Origin of the sequence: Kitasatospora sp. NPDC093550, from assembly GCF_044764985.1 — a bacterium.
Taxonomy (GTDB): Bacteria; Actinomycetota; Actinomycetes; order Streptomycetales; family Streptomycetaceae; genus Kitasatospora.
Genome location: NZ_JBIWJF010000016.1, coordinates 122,623 through 142,362 on the forward strand (window position 1 = coordinate 122,623; position 19,740 = coordinate 142,362).

At 74.8% G+C, this 19,740-nt stretch carries 15 protein-coding genes; 6 read left to right on the forward strand and 9 right to left on the reverse strand.

The features are described 5' to 3' along the window. Nucleotides 1-96 precede the first annotated feature (96 nt). From ACIRD3_RS25200 to ACIRD3_RS25210, 3 genes are all read right to left on the reverse strand, one after another. Nucleotides 97-1,368, reverse strand: coding sequence for a sensor histidine kinase (locus ACIRD3_RS25200; protein WP_402220659.1), 1,272 nt, complete (start codon nt 1,366-1,368; stop codon nt 97-99). Continuing rightward, nucleotides 1,365-2,345, reverse strand: coding sequence for a hypothetical protein (locus ACIRD3_RS25205; RefSeq protein WP_402220662.1), 981 nt, complete (start codon nt 2,343-2,345; stop codon nt 1,365-1,367). The genes ACIRD3_RS25200 and ACIRD3_RS25205 overlap by 4 nt, the downstream gene beginning before the upstream one ends. 230 nt (nt 2,346-2,575) lie before the next feature. Beyond that, a complete protein-coding gene (locus ACIRD3_RS25210; RefSeq protein ID WP_402220665.1) occupies nt 2,576-3,112 on the reverse strand; it encodes a GNAT family N-acetyltransferase in 537 nt (178 codons plus the stop codon). A 194-nt stretch (nt 3,113-3,306) separates the two neighbouring features. Between ACIRD3_RS25210 and ACIRD3_RS25215 the strand changes: the two genes are divergently transcribed. Genes ACIRD3_RS25215 through ACIRD3_RS25230 form a run of 4 tightly spaced genes read left to right on the forward strand, consistent with a single transcriptional unit; the run spans nt 3,307 to nt 9,264 of the window. Further along, nucleotides 3,307-4,647, forward strand: a complete 1,341-nt coding sequence (locus tag ACIRD3_RS25215; RefSeq protein ID WP_402220668.1) for a CoA transferase — start codon at nt 3,307-3,309, stop codon at nt 4,645-4,647. 2 nt (nt 4,648-4,649) lie between these two features. After that, nucleotides 4,650-5,792, forward strand: coding sequence for an acyl-CoA dehydrogenase family protein (locus ACIRD3_RS25220; RefSeq protein ID WP_402220671.1), 1,143 nt, complete (start codon nt 4,650-4,652; stop codon nt 5,790-5,792). 37 nt (nt 5,793-5,829) lie between these two features. Continuing rightward, nucleotides 5,830-7,044, forward strand: coding sequence for an acetyl-CoA C-acetyltransferase (locus ACIRD3_RS25225; protein WP_402220673.1), 1,215 nt, complete (start codon nt 5,830-5,832; stop codon nt 7,042-7,044). A gap of 39 nt (nt 7,045-7,083) precedes the next feature. Beyond that, the gene (locus tag ACIRD3_RS25230; protein ID WP_402220676.1) at nt 7,084-9,264 is read left to right on the forward strand and encodes a 3-hydroxyacyl-CoA dehydrogenase NAD-binding domain-containing protein; all 2,181 of its coding nucleotides are present in this window, start codon (nt 7,084-7,086) and stop codon (nt 9,262-9,264) included. A 34-nt stretch (nt 9,265-9,298) separates the two neighbouring features. Here the strand turns inward: ACIRD3_RS25230 and ACIRD3_RS25235 are convergent, their stop codons facing one another. The 4 genes from ACIRD3_RS25235 to ACIRD3_RS25250 all read right to left on the reverse strand — a co-directional run bounded on the left by ACIRD3_RS25235 (nt 9,299) and on the right by ACIRD3_RS25250 (nt 14,083). After that, a complete protein-coding gene (locus ACIRD3_RS25235) occupies nt 9,299-10,165 on the reverse strand; it encodes a MerR family transcriptional regulator (protein WP_402220678.1) in 867 nt (288 codons plus the stop codon). A gap of 270 nt (nt 10,166-10,435) precedes the next feature. Further along, nucleotides 10,436-11,491: an isopenicillin N synthase family dioxygenase gene (locus ACIRD3_RS25240; protein WP_402220680.1), complete on the reverse strand. Its 1,056-nt coding sequence runs from the start codon at nt 11,489-11,491 to the stop codon at nt 10,436-10,438. A gap of 505 nt (nt 11,492-11,996) precedes the next feature. Then, complete coding sequence (locus tag ACIRD3_RS25245; protein ID WP_402220682.1) at nt 11,997-12,644, reverse strand: response regulator; 648 nt, start codon at nt 12,642-12,644, stop codon at nt 11,997-11,999. Next, on the reverse strand, nt 12,596-14,083 hold the full coding sequence (locus tag ACIRD3_RS25250; protein WP_402220684.1) for a histidine kinase: 1,488 nt from the start codon (nt 14,081-14,083) through the stop codon (nt 12,596-12,598). Before ACIRD3_RS25250 ends, ACIRD3_RS25245 begins: the two co-directional genes overlap by 49 nt. Before the next feature lie 276 nt (nt 14,084-14,359). Here ACIRD3_RS25250 and ACIRD3_RS25255 point away from each other — a divergent pair, with 276 nt between their 5' ends. Together ACIRD3_RS25255 and ACIRD3_RS25260 are read left to right on the forward strand one after the other, a co-directional pair. After that, nucleotides 14,360-15,073, forward strand: a complete 714-nt coding sequence (locus tag ACIRD3_RS25255) for an ABC transporter ATP-binding protein (protein WP_402220687.1) — start codon at nt 14,360-14,362, stop codon at nt 15,071-15,073. Further along, on the forward strand, nt 15,070-17,490 hold the full coding sequence (locus ACIRD3_RS25260) for an FtsX-like permease family protein (RefSeq protein WP_402220690.1): 2,421 nt from the start codon (nt 15,070-15,072) through the stop codon (nt 17,488-17,490). The genes ACIRD3_RS25255 and ACIRD3_RS25260 overlap by 4 nt, the downstream gene beginning before the upstream one ends. A gap of 150 nt (nt 17,491-17,640) precedes the next feature. On the opposite strand, the gene ACIRD3_RS25265 is transcribed toward ACIRD3_RS25260, so the two are convergent. Further along, entirely contained in the window at nt 17,641-18,399 is a 759-nt protein-coding gene (locus ACIRD3_RS25265; RefSeq protein ID WP_402220693.1) for a MerR family transcriptional regulator, read from the reverse strand. 226 nt (nt 18,400-18,625) lie between these two features. After that, on the reverse strand, nt 18,626-19,720 hold the full coding sequence (locus ACIRD3_RS25270) for a DUF2332 domain-containing protein (RefSeq protein ID WP_402220695.1): 1,095 nt from the start codon (nt 19,718-19,720) through the stop codon (nt 18,626-18,628). Between the last annotated feature and the right edge of the window lie 20 nt (nt 19,721-19,740).

The following is a 19,740-nucleotide window of genomic DNA, read 5'->3' on the forward strand; positions in this document are numbered from 1 at the left end:
GGTCGTCCCTGTGACCGTCCGCGGTGCCGTCCGCCGGGCCGTCCCTGTGGCGGTCCCCTCGGCCGTCCCCGCCGTTGTCCGGATGAGTTCCCTCGTTCACCGTGCACTCCCTCCCACCGGCAGCCAGACGGCCAGCCGCCACGTCGTTCCGTCCGCGCTGGGCCCCGCCGTGCTGCCGCCCCGCAGGGCGGTGGCGCGTTCCCCGATCCCGCGCAGCCCGCGCCCGCCGCCGGGGCGGCTCGGACGGGCGGGTCCCAGCGGGTTGGTCAGTTCGATCTCCAGTCGGCCCCCGGTCAGGGCGACCCGCAGCCCGGCGGGGGCGGGGCCGGCGTGCCGCAGCACGTTGGTGAGGCCCTCCTGCACGATCCGGTACGCCTCGCGGGAGACCGAGGCGGGCAGGCCGGTCAGGCCGGGGGCGAGCTCGACGTCCACCGTCACGCCGGTGCGGGCGAGTTGGCGCAGCAGGTCGTCCAGCCCGGCGAGGGTGGGCCCGGCCGGTCCGGCGGCCTCCGGGTCCTCTTCGCGCAGCAGGCCGAGCACGGTGTCCAGTTCGGCGACGGCGGCCCGCGCGGTCTCCTCGATGGCCTGCAGCGCCTCGGCGGCGAAGTCCGGGTTGCTGCGGAGCACCCGGGCTGCGGCCGAGGCCTGGATGCCGACCGCGCTGAGCGCGTGTCCGACCGAGTCGTGCAGTTCGCGGGCCAGCCGGTTGCGCTGGGCGAGCACGGTGGCCCGGCGTTCGGCGGCGGCCAGCCGCTCCTCCGGGGTCGGGCCGAGCAGGGCGGGCGCCCAGCGGGCGAGCAGGGCGCCCGAGCCGGCGTTGGTGAGGGCGAGCAGCAGCAGGACGGCGACGCCGAGGGTGGGGCCGGTGAACATCCAGCCGGGGAAGCGGTCCTCCCAGTAGCCGACGAGGTCCTGGGCCCCGCCGAAGTCGAAGATCAGCACCACCGCGAACGGCACCCCGGCCAGCGTGATCCCGGCGACCACCCCGCCGAGGAACAGGTGCAGCGTGAACCAGAGCGCGGTGCGCCACCGGGCCGGCCACGCGCGGGCCGGCCCGGTGGCCAGCTCCTCCGGCCGCGCGACCGTGCACAGCGCCCGCGCGGCCGCGCCCTCCAGCCCCCGGACCGTCGGCACCAGCGCGGTGACGGCGGCCATCGGCAGCGAGGTGAAGAGCGCGAGGACCTGCAGCAGCACCTGCCTGGCGTGCCCCTGCTCGGGGTTGAGCGCTCCGAGCAGCACCACCGACAGCAGCCAGTACGGCATCAGCAGCGCGCCGCCCAGCACCAGGTGCACCCAGCGCAGCCGGGCCCGCCGCCCGAGCACCGCCCCCGTCGCACGCCGCAGCCGCGTGTCCACCCCCGTGATCACGCGGGTGACTCTACGTCAGTGGACGCCGCCCGGACTCCCCGTTCGGTCAGCGCGATCGCCCCGACGGCCAGCACCAGCACCCCGGTCACCACCTGGGCGGCCTGCACCAGTGGCATCAGCCCGGGCACCGCCGTCCGCAGGTCGGTCACCCGGGTCGACGTCACCCCGAAGGCCACCAGCTGCCAGCTGCCCCAGGCGAACAACGAGCCGGCCGCCGTCCAGGCCACCAGCAGGGGCCCGAGCAGCCGGCGCCGCGGCCGGATCCGGAAGACCGGCACCAGCAGGGCCGTCGCCGCCGCCACCGCCATCACGGCGGTCACCCCGTCCATCACCGCCACGCCCCGGTTTCGCTCCTGGGCCAGGGCGACCGGCACCCCGGCGGTGCCGCCCGCCGACCAGTACACCCGGGCCGCCGCGACCCCGGCGGCGAGCAGCGCGGCGACGCAGGCGAGGGCGCGCTGCACGGCCAGCGTGGGGGAGTGCGGCAGATCGCCGATCCGGTCCGCGAGCAGCCCGGCCCAGCGCCGTCGGGCGTACAGGACGAAGGCGGTGATCAGTGCGAGGCCCTGCACCGTGAACCCGCCGTACACGACGAGGAAGACCCAGTCGCCGAGCCCCCCGTCGTCCTGGGCGGTGCCGTGCTCCGGGCCCAGCACCAGGCTGCTCAGCAGGAACAGCGGCAGCGCCACCAGGATGGTGCCGAGCAGCCCGGTCGCCACCCACATCGGGAACGCCACCAGCCCGGCCGGCGCCCGCCGCCCCCACGGCCGCACGAAGGCCAGCGCCAGGGCGACGGCGATCGCGTCCATCCCGAACGTGAGCAGGTTCAGCAGCCAGAGCCGGTCCATCTCGCCGGGGTCGCTCGAACCCACCGGACGGCCGGTCAGCCAGAGCAGTTTGAGCGTCAGGTACGGCCCCGTCGCCGCCACCGCCGTCCACGCGGCCCCGGCCCGGACGGCGGTCTCGTTGATCCTCATGCCCCCACGGTCTCGCCGGGGCCGGACCCGGGTCCTCCGCCCGGGGCACGATCCGGCTCCCCCCGGCGGGGGATCCGGTGCCCGCCGCCGGCCGTCGGCTCGGGCCGGGCGGTTCGGTGCGCGCGGTTCAGGCGGGGGCGGTTCGGAACATCCGGTTCAGGCCGTGAGGCTCAGGGCGTCCGGTTCAGGCCGTGAGCCTCAGGGCGTCCGGTTCAGGCCGGGCGGCGGGCTCAGGCCATCCGGTGGATCAGCCGGTCCTCGTCGTCCACCCGCCCGGCCGGGTCCGCCACCAGGCCGAGGCGTTCGGCGAGCCGGCGGGAGGGCAGGTTGTCGGCCCTGATCAGGGCGACCACCGGGATCCCGGGGAACCGCGGCCGGGCCTCCGCCAGCGCGGCCCGGGCGGCCTCCGCCGCGTACCCCTTGCCCCAGGCGGACGGCCGGAACCGGTAGTAGAGGTTGAAGACCCGCTCCCCGTCCAGCGTGTGCAGGTAGAGCCCGGCGTACCCGATGATCGCCTCCGGCTCCTCGCGCGTCGACACGGCGCAGTACCCCACGCCGTCCCGTACCCAGTCGGCCACGAAGCCGTCCAGCGCCTCCTGCGCCTCCGCGAGGTCGCGCTGCGGCCCGTGCGGGTTGTGGCGGTTGGTCTCCGGATCCCCGTGGACGGCGAACATGGCCTCCACGTCGCCCTGCTGGGGCCGGGTGAGCACCAGTCGCTCGGAGACGGCGACGACCGTGCGGGCGGCGGTCCGGTCGGTGATGGTCATGGCGCTTCCCCCGGGATCCTCTGTCATGGTCGCTCCGCAGGATAGACCATTACACCGACGGGCGTCCGGTCGATTTCCGCGGGTCGGACCGGGGTGGCGCGGACCGGTGCGGAGGTCTTGTTACCGGCGGGTCGCTTGCCTATCATCCCGAGTGTTACAGCTTTACTGTCAAACCCCGAAGGGTTCTGCGGCCAGTGCGTGACACAAGCAGTCCGGTGGGCGAGGGCGCCCGGGGCCCGTTGGCCGGCGTGCGGGTGGTGGAGCTCGCCGGGATCGGGCCGGGGCCGTTCGCGGCGATGCTGCTGGGGGACCTCGGCGCGGACGTGGTGCGGGTGGACCGGCCGGAGCCGTCGCCGCTGGGAACGGACCCGGCGTACGACCTCAGCAACCGCAACAAGCGCTCGGTGCTGGTCGACCTGAAGTCGCCCGAGGGGCCCGGGCAGGTGCTGGACCTGGTCGAACGGGCCGACCTGCTGATCGAGGGCTACCGGCCCGGCGTCGCGGAACGGCTCGGAGTCGGCCCGCAGGCCTGCCTGGAGCGCAACCCGGCACTGGTCTACGGGCGGATGACCGGCTGGGGGCAGCACGGGCCCCGGGCCGCGACCGCCGGGCACGACCTCGGGTACGCGGCGGTGGCCGGGGTGCTGGGGATGGTGGCGACGCCCGGCGGCGCCGACGAACCGCCCGGGATCCCCGCCAACCTGCTCGGCGACTACGCGGGCGGATCGCTGTACCTGGTGGTCGGCCTGCTCGCCGGGCTGCACCACGCCCGGGCCACCGGCGCGGGCCAGGTGGTGGACGCCGCCATCGTGGACGGCTCGGCACACCTCGGCAGCATGCTCTGGGGCCTGCTCGCGGCCGGCCACTGGCAGGACCGCCGGGGCGTCAACCTGCTGGACGGCGGTGCGCCCTTCTACGCCGTCTACCGGGCGGCCGACGGCGGCCACCTGGCCGTCGGCGCGCTGGAGCCGCGCTTCTACGCCGAGTTCGCCCGGCTGCTGGAGCTCGGCCCGGACGCGCCCGGCCAGCACGACCTCGCCCGCTGGCCCGAACTGCGCGCCCTGATCGCCGCCCGCTTCGCCACCCGGACCAGGGCCGAGTGGGAGGCCGTCTTCGCGGGCTCCGACGCCTGCGTGGAACCGGTACTGACGATGCGTCAGGCGGCGGCGGACGGTCACCTCGTGGCGCGCGGCACCTACGTCGAGGTGGACGGCGTCACCCAGCCCGCTCCCGCGCCCCGCTTCTCCGCCACCCCCGGCGCCCTGCGCCGCCCGCCCGCCCGGCCGGGCGCGGACACCGCCGAGGTCGCCCGGGACTGGGCGGTGCCGTCCCTCGGCGCGGCAGGCGGGGCGTCTCCCGGCGTCGCGACCGGGTCGTCCGCGACCGGGCGCGCCGCCGGCGGGCCGTCCGGGGGTGGACGCCCTGCCGCCGGGCCGTCCGCCGCTGGACCGTCCGCCGCTGGGCCGTCCGTGCCCGGGTCGCCCGCGGCCGGCCGGTCCGTAGCCGAGCAACTCGCAGCCGAGCAAGGAGAGTAGCGTTGCAGCGCGAGATCTTCACCGAGCAGCACGACGACTTCCGGGCCACCGTGAAGGCCTTCCTCACCAAGGAGGTGCTGCCGCACTACGACCGCTGGGAGCAGGCCGGCATCGTCGACCGCTCCGCCTGGCTCGCGGCCGGCCGGCAGGGCCTGCTCGGCATCGCGGTGCCCGAGGAGTTCGGCGGTGGCGGCACCCCCGACTTCCGCTACGCCGCCGTGCTGGCCGAGGAGTTCGCCCGGGCGGGTGCCTCCGGCCTGGCGATCGGCCTGCACAACGACATCATCGGCCCCTATCTGACCTCCCTCGCCACCGAGGAGCAGAAGCGCCGCTGGCTGCCCGGCTTCTGCTCCGGCGAGCTGGTCACCGCGATCGCGATGACCGAGCCCGGCACCGGCTCCGACCTGCAGGGCATCCGCACCCAGGCGGTCGACCGGGGCGACCACTTCCTGCTCAACGGCGCCAAGACCTTCATCTCCAACGGCATCCTCGCCGACCTGGTCATCGTGGTCGCCCGCACCACCCCCGAGGGCGGCGCTCACGGCCTGAGCCTGCTGGCCGTCGAGCGCGGCACGCCCGGCTTCGAGCGCGGCCGCAACCTCGACAAGATCGGCCAGAAGGCCCAGGACACCGCCGAGTTGTTCTTCGAGGACGTCCGGGTGCCGAAGCAGAACCTGATCGGCGAGCTCAACGGCGGGTTCGTCCACCTGATGCAGAACCTCGCCCAGGAACGACTCACCATCGCGGCCTCGGCGATCGCCGGCGCCGAGTACCTGGTCGAGATCACCGCCGACTACGTCAGGCAGCGCGAGGCCTTCGGCCGGCCGCTCGCCAAGCTGCAGCACGTCCGCTTCGAGATCGCCGAACTGGCCACCGAGTGCGCCGTCACCCGGACCTTCGTGGACCGCTGCATCACCGAGCACAACCGCTACGCGCTCACCCCGGCCGACGCGTCGATGGCCAAGTGGTGGGCCACCGAACTTCAGAAGCGCACCGCCGATCGGTGCCTCCAACTGCACGGCGGCTACGGGTACATGAGCGAGTTCCCGGTCGCCCGGGCGTTCACCGACGGCCGCATCCAGACGATCTACGGCGGCACCACGGAGATCATGAAGGAGATCGTGGGCCGCTCCATCCTCGGCTGACCCGCCAAGCCCCCCGCCCCGAAAGGCAATTCCCATCGTGACCACCGAAGCGTACGTCTACGACGCGATCCGTACCCCGCGCGGCCGGGGCAAGGCCACCGGCTCGCTGCACGGCACCAAGCCGATCGACCTGGTCGTCGGTCTGATCCACGAACTGCGCCGCCGCTTCCCCGGGTTGGACCCGGCGGCGATCGACGACATCGTGCTCGGCGTGGTCAGCCCGATCGGCGACCAGGGCTCCGACATCGCCCGGATCGCCGCCGTCGCGGCCGGCCTGCCGGACACCGTCGCCGGTGTCCAGGAGAACCGCTTCTGCGCGTCCGGACTGGAAGCCGTCAACATGGCTGCCGCCAAGGTGCGTTCGGGCTGGGAGGACCTGGTCCTGGCCGGCGGCGTGGAATCGATGTCCCGGGTGAAGATGGCCTCCGACGGCGGCGCCTGGTTCGCCGACCCGATGACCGCGTACGAGACCAACTTCGTCCCGCAGGGCATCGGCGCCGACCTGATCGCCACCATCGAGGGCCTCTCCCGCACCGATGTGGACGCCTTCGCGGCCGAGTCCCAGGCCCGCGCCGCCAAGGCCCAGGCGGACGGCCTGTTCGACCGCTCGGTCGTCCCGGTACGCGACCGCAACGGCCTGGTCGTGCTGGAGCGCGACGAGTTCATCCGCCCCGGCACCACCGTCGAGACCCTGGCCGGCCTCAAGCCCTCCTTCGCCGCCATCGGCGAGGCCGGCGGCTTCGACGCCGTCGCCCTGCAGAAGTACCACTGGGTGGAGGCCATCGACCACGTCCACCACGCGGGCAACTCCTCCGGCATCGTGGACGGCGCCGCCCTCGTCGCCATCGGCAACCGGGAGGTCGGCGAGCGGTACGGGCTGCGCCCGCGCGCCCGGATCGTCTCCGCCGCCGTCTCCGGCTCCGAGCCGACCATCATGCTCACCGGCCCCGCCCCGGCCACCCGCAAGGCGCTCGCCAGGGCCGGGCTCACCGCCGCCGACATCGACCTGGTCGAGATCAACGAGGCCTTCGCGGCCGTCGCGCTCCGCTTCATCCGCGAACTCGGCTTCCGTCCGGACCAGGTGAACGTCAACGGCGGTGCGATCGCGCTCGGCCACCCGCTCGGCGCCACCGGCGCGATGCTGCTCGGCACCGTGATCGACGAGCTGGAGCGGCGCGACCTGCGCTACGGCCTGATCACCCTCTGCGTCGGCGGCGGCATGGGCATCGCCACCATCGTCGAGCGCGTCTGACCACCCCGCCCCTCGGATCCCCTCGGAGACCCTGAACTCATGAGCGACACCACCACCATCCGCTGGGAGCAGGACCAGGACGGCGTGGTCACCCTCGTCCTCGACGACCCCACCCAGTCCGTCAACACCATGAACGAGGCCTTCACGGCCGACTTCGAGGCCGTCGTCGAGCGCCTGGCCGGCCTCGGCGACGGGCTGCGCGGCGTCGTCGTCACCTCCGGCAAGAAGACCTTCTTCGCCGGGGGAGACCTGCGGATGCTCTCCGCCGCCCGCCCCGAGGACGCCGAAGCCGTCTTCGAGAAGTCGATGCGGATCAAGCGCTCGCTGCGCACGCTGGAGACCCTCGGCAAGCCCGTCGTCGCCGCCGTCAACGGCAGCGCGCTCGGCGGCGGCCTGGAGATCGCCCTCGCCTGCCACCACCGGATCGCGCTGAACAACCCCGCCGGCCGGATCGGCCTGCCCGAGGTCACCCTCGGCCTGCTGCCGGGCGGCGGCGGAGTGGTCCGCACGGTGCGACTGTTCGGCATCACCGACGCCCTGCTGAAGTTCCTGCTGCAGGGCACCCAGTACCGCCCGGCGCAGGCCCTGGAACACGGACTGGTGCACGAACTGGTCGACACCCCGGAGGAGTTGGCCGCCCGGGCACGCGCCTGGATCGAGGCAAACCCGACCGCCGTCCAGCCCTGGGACGTCAAGGGGTACAAGATCCCCGGAGGCACCCCCGCCACCCCGGCCTTCGCCGCCAACCTGCCCGCCTTCCCGGCCAACCTGCGCAAGCAGCTGAACGGCGCGCCCTACCCGGCCCCGCGCAACGTGCTGGCCGCGGCGGTCGAGAGCGCCCAGGTGGACGTCGACACCGCGATGGCGATCGAGGCCCGCTACTTCACCGAGCTGGCCTGCGGCCAGACCAGCAAGAACATGATCCAGGCGCTGTTCTTCGACATGCAGGCGGTCAACTCCGGCGCCGGACGTCCCAAGGACGTCGAGAAGCGGCCGGTGCGCAAGGTCGCCGTGCTCGGCGCCGGGATGATGGGCGCGGGCATCGCCTACGCCTGCGCCAAGGCCGGCATCGAGGTCGTGCTCAAGGACGTGAGCACCGAGGCCGCCGAGCGCGGCAAGGCCTACTCCGAGGGGCTGCTGAACAAGGCGGTCGCACGCGGCCGCTCCACCGAGGCCAAGCGCGACGCACTGCTCGCCCGGATCACCCCCACCGGCGACGCCGCCGACCTGGCCGGATGCGACGCGGTGATCGAGGCGGTCTTCGAGAACACCGAGCTCAAGCACAAGGTCTTCCAGGAGATCGAGGGCGTCGTCGCCCCCGACGCGCTGCTCTGCTCCAACACCTCCACGCTGCCGATCGGCCTGCTCGCCGAAGGCGTCCGGCGCACCGGCGACTTCATCGGCCTGCACTTCTTCTCGCCGGTCGACAAGATGCGGCTGGTGGAGATCATCCGCGGCCCGCAGACCGGCGACGAGGCGCTGGCCCGCGCCTTCGACCTGGTCCGGCAGATCGACAAGACCCCGATCGTGGTCAACGACTCGCGCGGCTTCTTCACCTCGCGCGTGATCGGTCAGTTCCTCAACGAGGGCGTCGCCATGGTCGGCGAGGGCATCCACCCGTCCAGCATCGAGCAGGCCGCCGCCCAGGCCGGCTACCCCGCCAAGGTGCTCTCCCTGATGGACGAGCTCACCCTCACCCTGCCGCGCAAGATCCGCGACGAGTACCGGCGCTCGGTCGAGGCCGACGGCGGCACCTGGACGCCCCACCCGGCGGACGCCGTGGTCGACCGGATGGTCGACGAGTTCGGCCGCCCGGGACGCAGCGGCGGCGCGGGCTTCTACGAGTACGGCGAGGACGGCAAGCGCGGGCGGCTCTGGCCCGGCCTGCTGGAGCACTTCGGCGCCGCCGGTGACGCGGCCCCCGAAGTGCCGTTCGAGGACCTCAAGGAGCGGATGCTGTTCAGCGAGGCGCTGGACTCGGTGCGCTGCCTGGAGGAGGGCGTGCTGACCTCGGTCGCCGACGCCAACGTCGGCTCCATCCTCGGCATCGGCTTCCCGGCCTGGACGGGCGGCGTGTTCCAGTACATCAACGGGTACGAGGGCGGCCCGGCCGGCTTCGCGGCCCGCGCCCGCGAACTCGCCGCCGCCTACGGCGAGCGGTTCGCGCCGCCGGCACTGCTGGAGCGGATCGCGGCCGAGGGGCGGACCTTCACGGACTGACCGCGGTCCCCGGTCCGGTTCGGGGAGCTTCGGGCTACGGTGCTCCGGGTGGGGCCGTCTCGCGGACGGCCCCACCCGGCTCCTCGGCCGGCTCTGGGGCGGGCTCTGTGGCGGGCTCCGCTGCGCTGAGCTGCTCGCTGAGCTCCGTGCTGAGATCCTCGGCCGGCTCGGCGCTGAGCTCCTCGCCGAGCTCCTCCCGCAGCGAGCGCTGGAACGCCGTCACCAGGGCCTGCGCCACCATCGGCTGGATGTGGTCCGTCAGCGCCTTCATCCGGGCCAGCTCGGCCGGCGCCGGCTCGCTCTCCCGGTACGGCTTCCACACCGTCTCCCGGAACAGCCGCTGCAACTCCCGCGCCGTCGCCCGGCTGTGCTCCACCACGACGGCCCGGGCGGCCAGCAGCGTCTCCAGCGGGATCGGTACGTCCAGGATCCGCACCCCCAGCGGCAGCAGGCCCGGATCCACCCGGAACACCTCCGGGTCGTCGGTGCGCTCCAGCGCGCCCATCGCCGCCAGCCGCTCGACCTGCTCCTCCGACAGCCCCCGCCCGGCCCGCCGCTCCAGCTGCGCCCGGCCCAGCTCCTCGGGGGACTCGGGCGTCCAGGACGCCACCAGCGCCCGGTGGATCGCCAGGTCCAGCGGGGTGCTGTCCTCCGGCAGCCGCGCCAGGTACCGCTCGATCGCCGCCAGCGTCAGCCCCTGCCGCTGCAACTCCTCGATCAGCTCCAGCCGGTCCAGGTGCGCCGCCCCGTACAGCCCGACCCGCCGCGGCCCCAGCTCGGGCGGCGGCAGCAGCCCCTTCGTCCCGTAGAACCGCACCGTCCGCACCGTCACCCCGGCCCGCGCCGCCAACTCGTCCACCGTCAGCCGCACCCCGCCCGCGACGGCGCCGTGCTCCCCCATCTGCTGCCTCCCGCTGGCACACTCCTGCTGTGACAGCAGCAGTGTGACAGTGCGGCCCGTACGGGTCCACCGGTGCCGGTGGCGGGCATGCCGACGCCCCTGTCCTCCGCCGGGACGGCGGCTTCGGACAGGGGCGTCGCGTCACGGTCCACCCGTCGGCGCTGAGGCCGGGGCCGGGCCGGGCCGGGCTCGCGTCGGAGCTCGGGTCTCGGAGCTCGGGTCTCGGAGCTCAGGGCTCGGAGCTCGGCGCCGGGGTGGGTGGGCGGCGGGTCAGGCGAGGGCGGCGTGGTGGCGGCGGGTGACTTCGGGGTGGGCTCGGGTGTAGCCCTTCCACTCGTTGAGGCCGAAGTCGGCGAAGAGCGGGTTGTCCGGGTCCTCGGTGGCGCCGGGGGCGTGGTGGGCGAGCGGGAAGTCCAGCGGCGCGATGTGGGCGTCGAGGCGCGGGTTGTAGAAGAACGGGACGGAGTAGCGCTCGCGGGCCCCGGGCGGGCTGACCACGCGGTGGCTGGTGGCCTTGAGGTAGCCGTCGGTGGCCACCTCCAGCAGCTCCCCGAGGTTGACGACGAAGGCGCCCTCGACCGGCGGGACGTCCAGGAAGGTGCCGTCCTGGCGCTCGACCTGGAGGCCGCCCACGGTGTCCTGGAGCAGCAGGGTGATGAAGCCGTAGTCCTTGTGGGCGCCGACGCCCTGGCCGGCGCCGTCCGGAGCGGTACCGGGGTAGCGGACCAGCTTGAGGCGCAGGTGGGGGTGGCCCGCGAACGCCTCGTCGTAGAAGTCGGGGCGGGCGCCGATCGAGCTGAGGAGTTCGTGCAGCAGTCGCCGGGCGACGGCGCCGAGGCGGTCGATCCAGCCGAGCGCGGCGGTGCGCAGCTCGGGGAGCGCCTGCGGCCACTGGTTGGGGCCCTCCAGCCACCAGTACGGGGGCTCGCCGGTGCCGGGGACGTGCGGGGGCAGCTCGGCGCCGATGTCCAGCTGGTCGCGCCAGTCCTGGCTGCCGCCGGTGCGCTCGTCGCCGGTGCGGGTGTAGCCGCGGTAGTGCGGGGAGTTGAGGTTGCTCACGGCGAGCCGGTCGGCTTCGGGGAGTGCGAAGAAGGCCCGCATGGCCCCGGTGAGCGCGGCCGTTTCCTCCGGGGTGACGCCGTGGCCGACGAGCTGGAAGAAGCCGACGCCGGTGGCCGCGGCGCGCAGGTCGTCGTGCAGGCGGCGGCGGTCCTCGGGGCTGCCGTCGGCCAGCGAGAGGTCGATCACCGGGAGGGCGTCCACGGGGGTGGAACCGGTGCCCGTGCTGGTGCCGGTTTCGGATATGGGCGTGTGCTGCTGCGTCATGTGTGACATCCGCTGGGTCTCGTCCCGGCCTGTCCCGGTGGTCGACCGGGGGCGCCGGAGCATCGCCTGGTGCGGCGGGTGCTCGGGGGCCGGGAGGCGGGGGCGGCCGGGTGGGGCCGCCGTTTGAGGGTGGGTGGAGCGAGGTTCAGCCGGAGCGTCGACAGGACATGGTGGTCACGCGGAGCAGGTCCACGTGACGGCGGCGAACAAGGATGAGCACGCCACCAGCCTAAATGACCGGTTCGGCGGCGAGCGAGCCCCCTGCAGCGGAGGGCCCCTCCTCACTTGTCGGTGGCTGTTCAAATGGTGGCCGGGTGGTGGTCGCCCGCGGTTGCTCACGGGCGTTCCAGGCCGCCTGCGGGAGCTCGCGGGAGCGCACGGGAGCTCGCGGACGCTCGCGGTTGCTGGTGCGCGATGGATCGGCGGTCGGTGATCAGCGGCGGTGGTCGGCGGTGGTGATCGGCGGTGGTCGGTGGTGGTCGGCGGTGGTGAGCGGCGCCTCCCTTCAGGAATTGTTGAGGTAGGCCAGGACGGCCAGGACCCGGCGGTTGTCGTCGTCGGAGGGCTGGAGGTCGAGCCGGACGAAGATCGACGCGGTGTGCTTGGCGACCGCCCGTTCGGTGATCACCAGCTGCTGGGCGATGGCGGCGTTGGAACGGCCCTCCGCCATCAGCGCCAGCACCTGCCGTTCGCGCGGGGAGAGGGTGGAGACCGGGCCGGCCGAGGAGTTGTGGGTGAGCAGCCGGGTGATCACCTCCGGGTCCATCGCGGTACCGCCCTGGGCGACCCGCCGGACGGCGTCGATGAACTGGGCGCCGTCCATCACCCGGTCCTTGAGCAGGTAGCCGATCCCGCCGGTGCTGCCGGCCAGCAGCTCCCGCGCGTACAGCTGCTCCACGAACTGCGACAGGACCAGGACGGGCAGACCCGGGTGGGCCTGACGGGCGGCCAGCGCGGCCCGCAGCCCCTCGTCGGAGAAGCTCGGCGGCAGCCGGACGTCGACCACGGCGATGTCCGGCCGGTCGGCGGCCACCGCGGTGAGCAGTTGCTCGCCGTTCTCGACCGCCGCGGTGACCTTCATGCCGTTGGCCTCCAGCAGCCGGGTCAGCCCGTCCCGGAGGAGGAAGAGGTCTTCGGCGATGACAACGCGCACGGGATCTCCAGGTTCACGATGGTCGGACCACCGGAGGGGCTGCTGATCGCCAGCACCCCGTCGAAGGCGGCCAGTCGGCGTTCGGTTCCGCTGAGGCCGGTGCCCCGGGACGGGGCGGCGCCGCCGCGCCCGTCGTCGGTGACCGATATCCGCAGCAGCCCGCCACTGTGCCCTATCTCGATCCACACGTGCGAGGCGCCCGCGTGCTTCACCACGTTGGCCAGCAGTTCGGTGACCGCGAAGTAGGCCGCCGACTCGACCGGGGCCGGCGCCCGGCCGGGCAGGACACCGGTGAAGGTGACCGGCAGCGGCAGGTCCAGCGCGGTCGCCCGTACGGCGTCGGCCAGCCCGCGGTCGGCCAGCACCGGGGGGTGGATGCCGCGGACCAGGTCCCGCAGCTCGCCCAGGGCCTTCACCGAGGACGTCCGGGCCTCGGCCAGCAGCGGGGCCAGCGCGTCCGGGTCGTCCTTGAGCTGCTCGGCCACGGTCAGCAGCATGCCGAGGGCGACCAGCCGGGCCTGCGCCCCGTCGTGCAGGTCCCGCTCGATCCGGCGCAGCTCGGCCGCCCCGGCGTCGATGGTGTCCGCCCTGGTGCGGGCCAGGTGGCTGACCCGGTGGGCGAGCCGGGCCTGCCGGGAGGGGCCGAGCAGGGCTCGGACGGCCCTCTCGTGGATCCGCAGGACCGGCGGCGCGGCCCACAGCGCGGCCGCCGGGGCGGCGCACAGGCCCGCCCCGTAGACGAGGCCCAGCGGGAAGAACGGCCCGTTCCGGCCGAAGACCTCGAGAGCGATCGGGGTGACCAGGACGAGAGCGGCGGTGAGCAGCACGGCGGAGCCGGAGAGCAGGGCCCAGGCCAGGTCCCGCCAGGTCGCCGGGTCGGTCAGCCAGCCGCCGGTCCGCAGCCGCCGCCAGGCGCCGGCGGTGCCGGACGGGCGGCGGTACGGCACCGGGACCGGCCGCCCGCTCCACGTGCCGACCGTCCGCCTGCTCTCCGTCGCGATCCAGCGCGCGCCGAACAGTCCGAGCACCACCAGTGAGGGCGCCAGCCAGAGCGAGACCGACCGGCCGCCGGGCGCGGCGCCGCCGTAGAGGTGCGTCGCTATCACCGCGAGCGCGCCCGGCGCGAACAGGACCGCCCCGACCGCTCGGCCGCCGCCCCCGGTGGCCCAGCAGAGCGCCCAGACGGCGACCGGCGCCAGCGGCACCAGGAGGAAGAACGGGCCGCCCGGCCCGAACGGTCCGGCCTCGTCCGGTCCGAACAGCGCGGACGCCACCAGGACCGGCCCGGCCAGCAGCGCGATCAGGCCCGTCACGGCCAGCGTCACCGCGTACCAGGCGCGCACGCCGTCCACGCAGGCCCGGCCCACCCGCCGGGCGACCCGGCCCGCCGCTCCCGTGCCCGCCCCGGCGCGCACCGCCGTACTCGTTTCCGCACCCATGAGGCGCCCCCTCGCCGTTCCTGAGCCCCCGTCGGAGGCCTCGGAGCCCGCGGACCCGGAGCCGCCGCGGGCTCCGGTTCCGATCTTCCGCCGGTCAGTCTGCCCGGCCGCGGCCCCGGGCGATCTAGGGCTGGACACCCAGTTCGGGGTGTACCTGGATACACCTCGCAGACACCGTCCAGACGGCTGTCCGCACCCCCGGGCCGGTTCGTAGCGTCGTGTTCCGTCAGCCGGCCCCGGGCTTCCCGGGGCCGGACCCCGAACCGTGGAGGGCCCGTGAACGCGCCGATCATCCGGATCCGCGGCGTCAGCAAGACGTACGACCGGTCCGAGGCCGCGCCGCCCGCGCTGGCCGGACTCGACCTGGAGGTGCGGGCCGGCGAGGCGCTGGCCGTGCTCGGCCGCTCGGGCAGCGGCAAGTCCACCCTGCTGAACCTGATAGCCGGCCTGGACCGCCCGAGCGAGGGCACGGTCGAGGTGGCGGGCGTGGCCGTGCACGAGCTCGGTGAGGCCGCGCTGGCCGAGTACCGGCGGCGGCGGATCGGCATGGTGTTCCAGTTCTTCAACCTGCTGGACGACCTGACCGCCGAGGACAACGTGCTGCTCCCGGCCCAGCTCGCCGGGATGCCACGGGAGCGGGCCCGTGCCCGGGCCGCGGAGCTGCTGGAGCGGCTGGGGGTGGCCCGGCACGCCAAGGCCTTCCCGGGCCGGCTCTCCGGCGGCGAGCGCCAGCGGGTCGCGGTGGCCCGGGCGCTGATGAACCGTCCGCCGGTCCTCCTGGCCGACGAGCCCACCGGGGCGCTGGACACCGCCTCGGCCGCCGACGTCCGCGACCTGCTGCGCGGGCTCCACGCGGAGGGCCAGACGGTCCTGCTGGTCACCCATGACACCGCGCTCGCCGAGGCCTGCGCCGACCGGACGATCGAACTGCTCGACGGCCGGCTGGTCCGGGACACCGCGGCCGTGCCGGCGCCCGGGGCGGCCCGATGAGCGCCCTCGGCACGGTGGTCCGGGCCGGGGTGGGCCGCAGGCGGGTGCAGACCCTGGTCATGGTGCTCACCACGATGGTGTCCGTGACGGCGTGCGTCCTCGCGGTGGGGCTGCTGGTCGCCGCCCGGGGGCCGTACCAGCGCTCCTTCGCGGACCAGCGCGGCGCCCACCTCAACGCGCTGTACGACCAGGCCAAGGCGAGTCCGGCCCAGCTCGCCGCGGCCGCCCACGCGCCCGGCGTGACGGCCTCGGCCGGTCCGTACCCCGCGGTCACCGTCATGCCGCGCTCGGGGGAGGACACCCGGCTCCCGCCGCCCGGCAGCCCGCTCCCGTCGATGACGCTGGTCGGCCGGGCCCAGGACGGCCCGATGGACGGCCTGCGGATCACCAGCGGCCGCTGGGTCGCGGGCCCCGGCGAGGTGGTGTTCCCGGACGGCCGCTCCCCGCTGGCCGTCGGCGACAGCATGCGCTTCCCGGACCTCCCCGGGCAGCCGAAGCTCACGGTGGTCGGCCTGGCCGCCTCCGTCTCCTGGAGCGCGGACGGCTGGGTCGCCCCCGAGCAGGTCGCCGGGCTGACGGCGCCCGGCACCACGCCCGCCGCCCAGTACCTCTACCGCTTCGCCCACGCCGGCACCGACGCCGAGGTGGCGGCCGACCACGCCGCGCTCACCGCCGCGGTGCCGGCGGGAGCCCTCCTGAGGGCGACCTCCTACCGGCCCGCCCAGGCGGAGGCGAACAGGACGGCCTCGGTCTTCGTCCCCTTCGTCACGGCCTTCGGCCTACTCGGCCTCGCCATGTCGGTGCTGATCATCGGCGTCGTGGTCAGCGGCGCCGTCACCGCGGCCACCCGGCGGATCGGCATCCTCAAGGCCCTGGGCTTCACCCCGGCGCAGGTGGCGCGCGCCTACGTCGGCCAGGCACTGATCCCCGCCGGGATCGGCACGGCCCTCGGCGTGCTCGGCGGCAACCTGCTCTCCGTGCCGGTCCTCGGCATCGCCCACAAGGCGCTGCGCGGCGGACTGCTCGGCATCCCGCCCTGGGTGGATGTCGCCGTCCCCGCGGCGGCCCTGGCCGCGGTGGTGGGCACCGCACTGGTGCCGGCGCTGCGGGCCGGGCGGCTGCGCACGGTGGAGGCCCTCGCGATCGGTCGCGCGGCGCCGGGCGCCAGACGGGCCGCCGCCGAGCGCACCCTCTCCGAGCGCGCCGCCGCCGGGCGCACCTCCGGCCGGATCGGGGCCGTGGGCGTCCTGGCCAGGCTCCGGAACGGGATCGCCCGGCTGCCGGTGCCGCGCGCGCTGAGCCTCGGGCTGGCCACCCCGCTCAACCGGCCGGGCCGCTCGGCGACCACCGGGGCCGCCGTGGTGCTCGGCACGGCCGGGGTCGCCCTCTGCGTCGGGTTGACGCTCTCGCTCGGCCTGCTCCAGGACGGACTGGAGGCCGGACGCGGCGGCAAGGCCGTGGTCCGGGCCCCGATGGAGAACGCCCGTGCCGTCGACCACCCGGACGAGGCGGCAGCGGCCCGGGCGATCGACGCCCGCCCGGGCACCCGGGCCTGGTACAGCAGCGTCCCGACCCCGGTGGCCGTGGCCGGGCACACCGGCCGCTCCGAGGTGGTCGCGTTCACCGGCGACGCCTCCTGGGACGGCTACCAGCTGGTCTCCGGCCGCTGGTTCCACGGCCCCGGCGAGGTCGTGGTCGGCGCCGCCTACCTCCGCGCCGCCCGGGCGAAGGTCGGCGACACCCTGACCCTCACCGACCACGGGCGCACCACCCCGGCGAGGATCACCGGCGAGGTCCTGTCCACCGGCGACGTCGTGTACACGGACCGGGCCACCCTGGCCCCGCTCGGCGGCGCCGTCGCCGCCGAGGCCATCGCCTTCCACATCGACCTCACCCCCGGCACCGACCCGGTGGCGTACGCCACCGCGCTCGACGGCGAGGTCCGGGCGCTGGGGCTGGGCGCCGAGCCGGGCGAGCAGCACGTCAACATCGTGGTGCTGGCGATGAACACCCTGGCCGGGACGCTGACGCTGCTGCTCTCCGTGGTCGCGGGGCTCGGGGTACTCAACACGGTGCTGCTGGACACCCGGGAGCGGGTGCACGACCTCGGGGTGCTCAAGGCGCTCGGGATGTCGCCCCGGCAGACCGTCGCCATGGTGCTCACCTCGGTCTGCGGCAGCGGGCTGGTGGCCGGGCTGATCGGGGTACCGCTCGGGATCGCGGTGCACCACCAGGTGATGCCCGCGATGGCTCGCGCCGCCGGGATCGGCGTGCCCGACGCGGACCTCGGGGTGTTCGGCCCCGCGGTCGTGGGACCGCTGATACTCGGCGGCCTGGTCCTGGCCCTGCTCGGTGCCGCCCTCCCCGCCACCTGGGCGGCCCGCACCCGGACGGTCACGGCGCTGCGGACGGAGTGACGGCCGCAGGCCTGCTGCTCCGGCAGGGCCCGTCCCCCGCGGGAGCGGCGGCTCAGGCCCGGGCCTGGGGCGCTGAGCCGACTGCCCTCAGGAAGGCCACGCGCGGGCCGGCCCGCGCCCGGGCCGGCCCGCGCCCAAGCCGGCTCGGGCTCAGGACAGCCGCGCCGCCGCGTACGCCTCCATGGCAGCGCGCTGGTACGCGGCCAGGCCCGGGGCGATGGCCTCGTACGCGGCGTGCCACTGCTCGTTCTCGGTGCAGGAGCGCGCGATCGCGAGGTACTCCTCCGTCGGGACGGACCGGATCGTGCCGAGCAGCCGGTACTCCTCGTCGGTCGCGCTCTGGACGGGCTCGGCGTCGGCGGGGTGGCCGGCCGCCATCAGCTCGGCCAGGCGGATCATGCGCGCGGTCCGCTCGCGCTGCCCGGCCGCGATCTCGTCCGGGCTCATCGCGGCGGTCGCGCGCCGGGCCGCCTCGGCGTGCTCGGGGAAGTCGCGCAGGCTCGTGTCGATGTCGGCGGGCTGGATGCCCTCGAACAGGTTCTCGGGTCGGTTGACGGTCACAGGCGTGCCATCCTTTCGGGATCGTTCCAGGTCGACGATCGTGCGGGAGACGGTGGCGGCCAGGGCGTCCAGCCGGTCGCGTTCGGCGACCAGCCGCCGGTGGTGGCCCCGCAGGGCGTCCAGCTCGTCCACCTGCTCGCCCAGGATCCTGGCGATCTCGGGCAGCCCGACACCCAGGGCCCGCAGCACGAGGATCTGCTGCAGCCGCAGCAACTGCCCTTCCTCGTAGTAGCGGTGGCCGTTGGAGCCGATCCGGGCGGGTGGCAGCAGCCCGATCTCGTCGTAGTGCCGCAGCGTCCGGGCGGTCACTCCGGACATCCGGGCGACCTCCGCAATCGGCCAGGCCATGGCCGCCTCCCTCGCTTCCGCGTCCGCACCTTCGTCGTACCGGGGCCGGTTCCTCCGGCCCTGGTCACGACGGTAGGAGCTGCCGCTGCGGCAACTTCAAGCCCGGACTCGCAGGCCGTCGCCCGAGCGGCCACGACCCCCGCCCGACCGGACACCGCCCAAGCCGGGCCGCGTTCCCTTCGAGCTCGGCCGCGTTCCCTTCGAGCCCGGTCGCGGCCGCGGCCCCCTACACGGCACCGAACCAGTCCAGGGACTGCCCGTGCGGCCCGGTGAAGGCCACCGGCCGCTCGTCCAGGGCGAGCGCGAACAGCCCGGATCCGGGCGGGGCCGGGCGGGGCAGGCGCCGGGCGACGTTCGGCAGCACGGAGACCGCCTCGTTGGAGATCCAGTGCCCGGGCAGCTCGCGCACGGTCACCGCGAACTCCTCCCGCGCCTCCGGCGACAGGTAGGCGAGCACGGCGCTGTGGAACACCACCGGGGTCGCCCCCGCAGGTACCTGCGCCACCAAGTCCCGTACCGTGGCGTTGAGATCACCGCGCACCAGCAGCGGAGGCTCGGCCCGGGCGACCCGGACGGCGCCGCGCAGCCTGTCCAGCCGGTGGGTCTGCTCCGGCCAGACCAGCGACTCCAGCCAACGCACGTCCTCCTCGGCCCGGACGTCCAGCGGGTTGAGGTCGATCCCGGCCCGCCACACCACCTCCGGCAGCCGCTCCCGCAGGCGCGCGGGGAGCGGCACCGGTCCGCTCACCACGCAGTCCAGCGTCACCGGGCTCGCCGCAGCACCGAACTCGGTCACCGTGAAGTCGGTCACCGCGGACTCGGTCACCGCGGACTCGGTCCCCGACTCGGGCACCGAGAACTCGCTCATCGGGGCGCCCCCGCCCCCGCCCCCGTCGCTGACGGACCGGTAGCGGTACCGGTAGCGGTACCTGTCCGGGTACAGGCAGAGACCGGCCGAGGCGCCCACCTCGATCAGCGCGAGCGGCTGCGGAAGCGTCGCCAGCAGCGGCAGCAGGGTGGCGCAGCGGCCCGACTCGTTGGTCTGCGTCCGACGCTCCAGCATGGTGGCCGACGTCTCGTCCCAGTGGGCCGTCACCCAGGCGCGGAAGGCGGGCCAGCCCTCCGTCACCGGGCCGCCCAGGTGGCGGACGGCGCCGAACAGCAGGTTCGGCTGCCGCTTCGCGGCCGGCAGTCCGTCCAGCAGCGCGCGCAACTGCCCGTCCCCCGCGACGCGTTCGGCCAGGTCCTGGTAGATCGCCGAGTTGCCCCGAGCCTCCCTCTCCGCGAAGCCGCGGTAGAGGTCCCCCGTCTCGCTGTGCATCCCCCGTCCGTCCTTCCGGA

Bases quoted from the DNA above. Each gene is read 5' to 3' on its own strand.
- ACIRD3_RS25240 (WP_402220680.1), bottom strand. From the start codon at position 11,491: ATGACGCAGCAGCACACGCCCATATCCGAAACCGGCACCAGCACGGGC.
- ACIRD3_RS25250 (WP_402220684.1), bottom strand. From the start codon at position 14,083: ATGGGTGCGGAAACGAGTACGGCGGTGCGCGCCGGGGCGGGCACGGGA.
- ACIRD3_RS25270 (WP_402220695.1), bottom strand. From the start codon at position 19,720: ATGCACAGCGAGACGGGGGACCTCTACCGCGGCTTCGCGGAGAGGGAG.
- ACIRD3_RS25265 (WP_402220693.1), bottom strand. From the start codon at position 18,399: ATGGCCTGGCCGATTGCGGAGGTCGCCCGGATGTCCGGAGTGACCGCC.
- ACIRD3_RS25260 (WP_402220690.1), top strand. From the start codon at position 15,070: ATGAGCGCCCTCGGCACGGTGGTCCGGGCCGGGGTGGGCCGCAGGCGG.
- ACIRD3_RS25205 (WP_402220662.1), bottom strand. From the start codon at position 2,345: ATGAGGATCAACGAGACCGCCGTCCGGGCCGGGGCCGCGTGGACGGCG.
- ACIRD3_RS25230 (WP_402220676.1), top strand. From the start codon at position 7,084: ATGAGCGACACCACCACCATCCGCTGGGAGCAGGACCAGGACGGCGTG.
- ACIRD3_RS25235 (WP_402220678.1), bottom strand. From the start codon at position 10,165: ATGGGGGAGCACGGCGCCGTCGCGGGCGGGGTGCGGCTGACGGTGGAC.
- ACIRD3_RS25210 (WP_402220665.1), bottom strand. From the start codon at position 3,112: ATGACCATCACCGACCGGACCGCCGCCCGCACGGTCGTCGCCGTCTCC.